This window comes from Micromonospora sp. KC606, assembly GCF_004348675.1.
Taxonomy (GTDB): domain Bacteria; phylum Actinomycetota; class Actinomycetes; order Mycobacteriales; family Micromonosporaceae; genus Micromonospora.
Map to the genome: position 1 here is coordinate 1 of NZ_SMKN01000255.1, position 7,846 is coordinate 7,846.

Genomic DNA, 7,846 nt, shown 5'->3' on the forward strand with positions numbered 1-7,846 from the left:
CTCAGCAATCGTCTCGTCGGCATCCTCCACGGCTGCCTCAAGACCGGAACCACCTACGACGAGGCCACCGCCTGGGCCCATCTCCGACCCAGCACTTGACATCGAAGAACCATGGGATGTCTGCCGCCGAGCAAGTGCCGGTGGACGGGCGGTCGGTCGGAGGCCCGTCGTACCGCGGCTGCCGTCATCGGAACTCGGCGACGACCTCGATGACGCAGGTCTGTTCGCGGTGTTGCGGCAAGAGCATGTCTGGCATCATGCAGCCATGATGATCGCGGAAAGGGGCCATGCCGCGTAGGCGGCCAGCTCAGGTGCGCGCGAACGCACCGATCCGACTCATCAAACCGATCCCGCACCTCCACGGTGTGCCGAAGAATCTCGTGCATGCGGTGAGCCGGTGGGAACGCCGGCACCTGTGGCCAGGCGCGGTGACTGAGGCATATGAACGATATCGACGATTCGTCTACCGGTCTGGGCGTCTGATCTATGGGCTTCCTGGTGATCTGTGTCCGTGTTGCGTTGACTACTACGGCTTGTCGAGTGACGACCCCCGCGCCACGCTGCAACAGGCGTTGGACCACATGCCAAAGGGCAAGGGCAGGGAGCTGCGACACAAGGTCGCTGCTCTCGACGCGCGATTCCTCGCGCGGTCGCTTCCGGATCCCTGGGCGCCACCGGGGTGGCCGTGGTGGCGTCGCCGATGTGTGTGGTGACCGCCTCCCTTGAATGGAGCGTCCCGGCGACTCGTAGCGGAACGTTGGCGCCCGCACTATCATGCCGCGAATCACGCGCTACCCGACGGTCACGGCCCGTTTGGAGGCCGACGCAGGCTCCTGCCGAGTCGAGTGTGCTGTTGCAACAGCGCCGGGACTAGCCGTGCCCTCAGGGTCACCGGGTGGCTGGCCCTGACCGTCCTGCAACGAACCTACAGCTGCGGCTGGACGCCGGTAGCGGCCACAGCTACTGAACACGGCCGTGACCAGGAGGTCCGAAGATCAGCCGCTTCGACGGTTGCCATACTGGCGAGGACTCTGCACCGTGCCGGAACGGCCGTGGGCGCGGCTCGCGGTACCCCCGATGTGGTTGGCGGTGGCCTTGCCCTTGGACCGGCGTGCCGCCCGGTTCTCGAAGGGCTGCGGCTGCTCCTCGGTTCCCGCTTCGGCGTCAGCGGTGGGATCGGCGTCGCTGGTGGCATCGGTCATCGGTGTCTCCTCGTGCTGTTCAGGACTGGGCGATTCGCTGCGGATCTGGAAGCGCGGCCGCCGCGATACGCAGACGGTAGCGCGCAGGCCGACCCGAGTCGGGACCGACTGCCCGGGTAAACCGTCCAGTCACGCCAGAGCCCTCGCCAGGGTGATCCAACCACGGCGCCGTCCGAGCATCCGGATCTAACTGCCGACCGCGCGTTGCGCCGTGTCGGTGACCGTCACTTTCGGTGAACCGGTCCTGCTGCCCGCCTGACGGCTGGCTCCCCGCCCATCTGCCGAACCCGATGATGCTCAGGCATCCGAATCTGCGGGTGGTTGTTCAATCATGGCCGCAGATCGTGTTCTCTAGGCTGACGCCATGTCTGCGGAGCACGAGATGATCGACCTGGGTGACCACGATCCCCAATCGGTGTCCTCGGGCGGAACCGCCCCTGACCGCGTCATGGCCAAGGGGAAGGTGAACGTGCGGCTCGTCGCTACCTTTGTGGCCGGCCTGGTGCTTGGCGGTGTTGCGGTCAGCGAGCTGCGGGATGCGCGAGAGGAACGGCAGCGGAGTACGTCGATCTCACTCGTGGCCTTCGTTGCGTCCGGCGGTAACGAGGGCGGGGACAGCGGGGGCGTCTATCAGATGGCAGGACAACTGGCGGTGGTCAATGCCGGGCCGGCACCGGTCACTGCCAGTGCGGCTACCGGTCAGCTGCCGGGTATCCGGGTCCGGGGCACCGGACAGTCTCGGCTGCTGCGTCCCGGCGGTACCGGCTGGATTGACGTCGAGGTGCGCATCGACTGCTCGATCCCGTTCGGCAGCGAGCCGTTGTCGATGGGGTTTGCGGTAGAGACCGCTGACGGGAGGGTCAGGGAGGTTAGCTACCCGGTCGCCGTGATCGGCAGCGCCTGGCATCGTGAGGTCGAGCGGCCCTGTGCGCATCTTGCTGACCTGGTGAAGCGTGACGGCTAAAGGGCAGCCGCAGACGCACCATTTGACCTGGGGTCGATTCCGCCCAAGATCGCGTACCCGGACATGCCGCCGAGCAGGCGGTCACGCTACGTGACAGGCGCCAGGACAAGGAGAACGCTCGGTCGTGCCGAGATGAGTGCTTCCGATCTTAGGCTGATTCGACAAGGCCTCCGTGCGAGTGCCATGCCGCTCGGTGTGTTGAGCGGCGGCGGGTCTTCGGCGGTTAGCGCATCAATCTTCAGTGAGTGCGTTATGAAACTTCAGTGATTGATCTTGCGCTCGGCCCGGCGGGTCCTCGGGCGGGTATCGGTACTGGTGATGCCGAGGGCTGCGGTCACGATATGAGGCCGAGGGAGGCGATGAGGTCGTGCATCTCGTCGCGGTAGACAGTGGCCGGGTCGTGGATGACGGTGCGTAGGTGGCCGTAGATCTCTAGGGCCATGAGCCCGTGCATGCGGCCCCACACTCTTAGCGTCATCGCGATGCCTGCCGGTGGCAGGTCCGGAAAGTCCTTCCGGACATGGGCTACCAGGTCCCGGTCGAAGTCGGCCCAGTCGTAGGCACGGTCCTCGGATTGGCGCGCCTGGACTGTCGTCCAGGCTGCGGCGACGAGGCCGATCAGTCCGCTGCAGGCGCGAATCTCGGCTTGTTTGCCGGGGCCGTCGCCGGGCGGACGATAGCCAGGCACGGGATCGCCGTAGATCAGCCGGAAGCCTTCGGGGTTGGCCAACGCCCACTCGCGCGAGGCTTGGGCCCAGGCCAGGATTCGGCCGCCTGGATCAGTTTCCGGCACCGCGTCGCGGGCGACCTCGGCGGCGTCAACCGCTGAGGTGTAGACATCGCCGATGAGCGCGGTGATCAGGTCATCGCGGGTGGCGAAGTAGCTGTAGATCGCGCCGGCCGTCATGCCCATCTCGCGGGCGATCGCGCGTAGCGAGATGGCGTCCGGGCCGCCGTCCGCCATGAGCTTCATGGCGATCGCCTTGATCTCGGCGCTGGTCTGGGCGCGTAGCCGGTCACGGCGTCTCATCGTGTGGTCGCTCACACTTGACACTCTACAGGGTTGAGCTAATCTGCATCGTGTTCCAATTAAACGGCGTGTATTAATAAGTCGGCATGTAGAAAGAGCTGTGACCAGAGAAGGACCTCGTCTCGGGCTGCTTTGACCCGGCTCATCGTGGCACTCGACTACAACACCCCCTTCGGAAGGAGCCAGCAGTGAGCGCCACCGATGTGATCCTCGGCTACCTCGACATCTGGAATGAGCAAGACGCCGCTGCCCGGGTGACACTGATGAAGTCCGTCCTCACCGAGGACTCGCTCTACGCCGACCCCGAAAACGCGGGCCTGCGTGGGCACGCCGAACTGTCTGAGGCGATCGGCCGCGCCCGGGAGAGGCTCGGCGACCTGAGGTTCACCCTCGACACCGTGGTCGGCGTCCACCACGACCGCGCACTGTTCCGCTGGAAACTCGGCACGGTCACCACCGGCTACGACGTCGTCGAGTTCGCCGGGGACCGGATTCGCAGCATCGTCGGGTTCTTCGCATAGGCACGCGCAGCACGGCTGGACTGCTGCTTGGCCACCTAGCCGCAACGACCGAGCGCCAGCTTCGACCCAACTGGTCCGAGGACGGTTCACCAACCAGACCCTCCGCCAAGCCGTCCGGCTCACCGTTGGCGGCGACACGTTGAGAGTGCGGTCGTCCAACCGATACGGCACCGGCCCATTGCCCGTCGCATGCCTTAATGTCGCGGTCACCCACAGGCGACGCCGTCGTCCGACTACCGACGACTGGTGGCCGCCGGCGGCGCTTGTTGGTGGCGGACTACCGCTGGCGTGGCCGTCTCGGCCCGCCGTAGAGGTGGACGCGGTGGTCGACGTGATGGTCGGGCTCACGGGAGATGAACCCGTCGCTTCGCACCTGGCCGTTGGCCACGAGAATCAGCCAGTCCTCGTAATACGAGCTCGGATTGCACGCGCAGGTAGTAAAGGTGAACCGGAAGTTCGCCCGGTAGCAGCCGATCTGCCCCGGCAGCAGCACGAAGAGGCGGGCCGGACCGCTCTGCCTCGGGTAAGCGGCCAGACCCGGCAACCGGTCGACGACCAACGACGAACTCACCATGGACAACCACAGGTCAAGGTCGCGGGCGCCATCCACGCCGCTACCGGTCACCTCGTCATGGCATACGTATCCGGCCGCCTCATCCGCGAGCACCTCGTGGACGACCACGTCGTTGTCCGGCATCGACAGCGGAAGCATCGCCGGACGGCATAGACCACGGCGGGCGTTCGCGTGCGTCGCGCCGCGGGCTGCCGCGCTCCACCGCACACGTACCCGTTGCATGGTGATCACGACTCCAGCCTGACGCCCCCGACCGCGGCACGCCTGCCGATATCTGGATCGCTGAAGAGGAGGAAGCCGCCTACCACGCGAGGGTGCGTCAACGGGTCATGACGGCGGCCGAGGTGGTGGTCGACGCGCTAGGCCGCCACGGGTTGCAGCTTCGGACATACGACGACCAGGACGCCGGCCTCGCCGCGGTCACTGATGGGATGGTGCTCATGGTCCGCCCGCCACGTGCCCCGCGGCTCTCCGGCGCGGCCGTTTGATCAGCACGATGCCGTGGCAACTGGCGAAACGCTGCGTCCACCACTGGTGAGGTGATACTGCCGTCGGCGAGTAGCTCGTCGACGAGCCGGGCGCGGGCCCCATCGGCTGGAATGGTGTCGAGTGCGGAACCAGCCATGTTGTTCTCCGTGGGTGGGCGTCGATCACCCATGGGGAGTGGTGGGGGCTGCTCCGGTTCTGTTCCGGTTTGCGATCCCGGCTCTACGCACGCGACGCCGCAATGTGGCCATCCCGGCGTCCAACACCGCCCGGTGCAACAGCCGCTGCATCGCGTCCGGCCGGACGTGCCCGGCCTGCTCCGCCAACTGCCAACACGCCTTCACCTAACGTCAGCCAGCAGACCGGTGACCAACTCTCCTGCCGCTTGCCGCGGCTCCACCCGCCCGAACCGGCCCGCAAAGCAGCCCAGCACCCCGGCCAGAACCCGCTTTGATGCGGCAGGGTCTGTGCTGTGGCCTGCGGCCACCGCCAGATCTGAAGTTATATCCACAACGTACAGACGATGCCGCCCGCCGTGGTCGAGGCGTGGCAGGGCGCGTAGGGTGCCGTTCAGGACGTAGACCCAGTCACGCGGTGGCCGCCTCGCGTCCACCCCACCTCACCAGCAAGATCTCAAACGGCGGCTGCCGTAGTAGGGCCAGCCCTTCGGCGTTGCTCGCCGTCGGGATGCGCGACGGTCGCCGCGCGAGCTCATCGCGCGGCGACCGTCCCGATCATGTGCGCCTATAGGCTGGTTGCGGGTAGCAGTGTCACGCACGTGGCGGGGAATAAAAAACCCATTTCCACAACTGGCTCGGTCCCCGGTGGCATAGCCACTGGTGAACCTTGGCTCCGTCGGCTGCATTGTTGTGCGCGACGGTCATGCACTTGCCAGTCTCGTTATTTGTCATGAGGGGATCAAATGGATCCGAGCCGAATCGTTGCGCCCCGGTATCGTTACAGGTGTAGAGCACGATTGGTGTGCCGTCGGCCGGATTGCTGCCCCACACGTCAACACACTTGCTGTTGAAGCTGACGAGGCTGCCATTCGGCAACCACATGAACTGCTGGGAAGGGCTACCGGTGCAGGTCCGCATTTCCAGTTGCGCGGCGTCCTCGAACCTGCCGTCCGGCACGGTGAGGCATTTGCCGTTCAACTGACTGACGACGATCATGTCGAAGATGTCAATGGACCAGGTGGCCTTGCCGTTCTCGTTGCGGTAGAGGACTAGATTCCCGTCCTTTTGCAGCTTCAGGGTGCTCGGCCCATTCCCGTGGGTTCCGGACGCCCACACCGGTGTGCCGTCTGCCCTGTAGAGGACGAGGTTGCCGTCGCGCTGGTTGGTGAGGCGCGCGCCGGCGAAGGCCCCCGGCGTCCAGACGGCCTTGGGTCCCTTCGAGAGGACAATTTTGCCGTCACTTTGGAGTTGCAGCGTGTGACCGAGGTGTGAGTTGAGCGCTTTGGCGTCGGAGAGTTCCGCGCCGGCCTGCAACTCGGTGTTGGTCGGGTAGAATTTATGCACGGCTGTGATAAGCGCAGACCCGGTGACGGCGCCGGCGCCGGCGTCCTTGCTCCCGCCGAGGATGTAGATTGGCCGGCCGCCGAACGCGTTGAGCCAGACGTAATTGTCGCCGCCGGCCGGCTTGTTGTATCGGAAATTCTGGTCAGTCTGGCCGTCGCAGGTGCGGATGACGAATTTGATGCCGAGGTCCGTCGAAGGGCTGGCGAGGCTGACGCACTTCGTGCGGTCCGAGGCGTTGATGATGCGGTAGAGATCAGTGCTGCCGTAGACGCGCATCGCCAGCCAGCGTTGCTTGACGTTGTCAGCGCAGTTTGCCTGCACCACGGCCTTGCCGTTGGTGAGACTGTCGCCCTCGGCGGCCAGGCACTTGCCGGAGTTCAGGTTGGTCCACTGCCAGGACTTGGCACTGGGCCGGTTGGTGGAGTCCGGCGGCACCTGATACCGGCCGGTTGTCAAGAAGTTCCGGACGGCGCCCACGTCGCCGGCCAGTGCTTGGGTGGCGGCGGTGACGAGGTTGTCCTCGCCGTCGGCGGCTGCCTTGGTCTTGATGTTGTTGGCGCTCTGGCGGTGTGCGGCCTCGGCTTCGGCCAGCTCTCGGTCGAGGTCTCGGCGGTCGGCTTCCCGCATGCCGGTGTCGATGAATCTGCGCCAGTCGGCCGGGTTGCTGCTGCGCAGCGCGGTTTCGGCGGCCGCGCTGATCTCGATACGGTTCGGGTCGGTGTCGACGACCTGCCACACCCAGCGGATGAAGTTGTCGTCGGTCATGGCGAGCTTGCCCTCGTCGGCGACGAAGCCGATGATGGCGGCGGCAGCGGTCATGGCCCCTCGGCGAGCCAGGCGGGCCTGTTCGGCGGCGCCGGCGGCCTCGGCTGCGGCGATCGCGTCCTGCACGTCTTGTTCGGCGGCAGCCTTGACGCCGGTGGAGAGGAACTCGTGCTGCTGGGCGGGGGTGCCGTTGATGACCGCAGCTGCGGCGGCCTTGACGCGGGCCCCGGTGGCCCTGCTCCAGATCTCGATGACCGCGTCGCGTTCGGAGAGTAGGAGCATGCGGCCTTCGGTGTCGATGGTCAGGCCGGCCGCGGCGTAGGCGGCACGCTTGAGGTCGCGGGCGGCGCGGGCGGCGGCCTCGTCGCTGATCTTCTTCGCATCGTCGGCGATTTTGGCATCGAAGATGCCGCGCAGGATGAATTGCTTGCAGGCGGCGTCGATGGTGGCGAGGTCGGTGGAGAGCGTCAGTTCGGCGGCGGTGCGGATCAGCGGGTAGCCGGCGGATTGCTGCCAGATCCAGAAGACGAAGTTGCGGTCGGTCTGGCCGAGCACCCAGGGCTCGGGTTCGATGCCGATCTCGCGGGCGGCCCGGACCTTGGCCAGCTCGTCGGTTGGCAGGCCGTCGTCGACGGCGGCAGCTTCAGCGGCCGCGCCGGTGAGGGCGGCCTTGGTGGACTGGGCTGTCGGCTGCGCGACTTTCGCCTTGGAGATCGGTGGCGGGGCGGAGGTGAGCGGCCTGATGGCAGGCGGGGCCGCCGCGACAGGCGCGGGCTTGGCG

At 66.4% G+C, this 7,846-nt stretch carries 7 protein-coding genes; 3 read left to right on the plus strand and 4 right to left on the minus strand.

Annotated elements, in window-relative coordinates:
- Positions 1-995: 995 nt before the first annotated feature.
- Entirely contained in the window at positions 996-1,202 is a 207-nt protein-coding gene (locus tag E1193_RS28255; RefSeq protein ID WP_132186218.1) for a hypothetical protein, read from the minus strand.
- Positions 1,203-1,566: 364 nt separating this feature from the next.
- Between E1193_RS28255 and E1193_RS28260 the strand changes: the two genes are divergently transcribed.
- The gene (locus E1193_RS28260; RefSeq protein ID WP_132186219.1) at positions 1,567-2,166 is read left to right on the plus strand and encodes a hypothetical protein; all 600 of its coding nucleotides are present in this window, start codon (positions 1,567-1,569) and stop codon (positions 2,164-2,166) included.
- A 334-nt stretch (positions 2,167-2,500) separates the two neighbouring features.
- Here the strand turns inward: E1193_RS28260 and E1193_RS28265 are convergent, their stop codons facing one another.
- Positions 2,501-3,211, minus strand: a complete 711-nt coding sequence (locus E1193_RS28265; RefSeq protein WP_207922901.1) for a WHG domain-containing protein — start codon at positions 3,209-3,211, stop codon at positions 2,501-2,503.
- Positions 3,212-3,384: 173 nt separating this feature from the next.
- Between E1193_RS28265 and E1193_RS28270 the strand changes: the two genes are divergently transcribed.
- Positions 3,385-3,717, plus strand: coding sequence for a nuclear transport factor 2 family protein (locus E1193_RS28270; protein WP_132186220.1), 333 nt, complete (start codon positions 3,385-3,387; stop codon positions 3,715-3,717).
- 277 nt (positions 3,718-3,994) lie between these two features.
- On the opposite strand, the gene E1193_RS28275 is transcribed toward E1193_RS28270, so the two are convergent.
- Positions 3,995-4,429, minus strand: a complete 435-nt coding sequence (locus E1193_RS28275; RefSeq protein WP_243707946.1) for a hypothetical protein — start codon at positions 4,427-4,429, stop codon at positions 3,995-3,997.
- 176 nt (positions 4,430-4,605) lie between these two features.
- Between E1193_RS28275 and E1193_RS32185 the strand changes: the two genes are divergently transcribed.
- A complete protein-coding gene (locus tag E1193_RS32185; protein ID WP_165945850.1) occupies positions 4,606-4,779 on the plus strand; it encodes a hypothetical protein in 174 nt (57 codons plus the stop codon).
- A gap of 768 nt (positions 4,780-5,547) precedes the next feature.
- Here the strand turns inward: E1193_RS32185 and E1193_RS28285 are convergent.
- A partial coding sequence (locus E1193_RS28285; RefSeq protein WP_207922902.1) for an RICIN domain-containing protein occupies positions 5,548-7,846 on the minus strand: 2,299 nt, incomplete at its 5' end.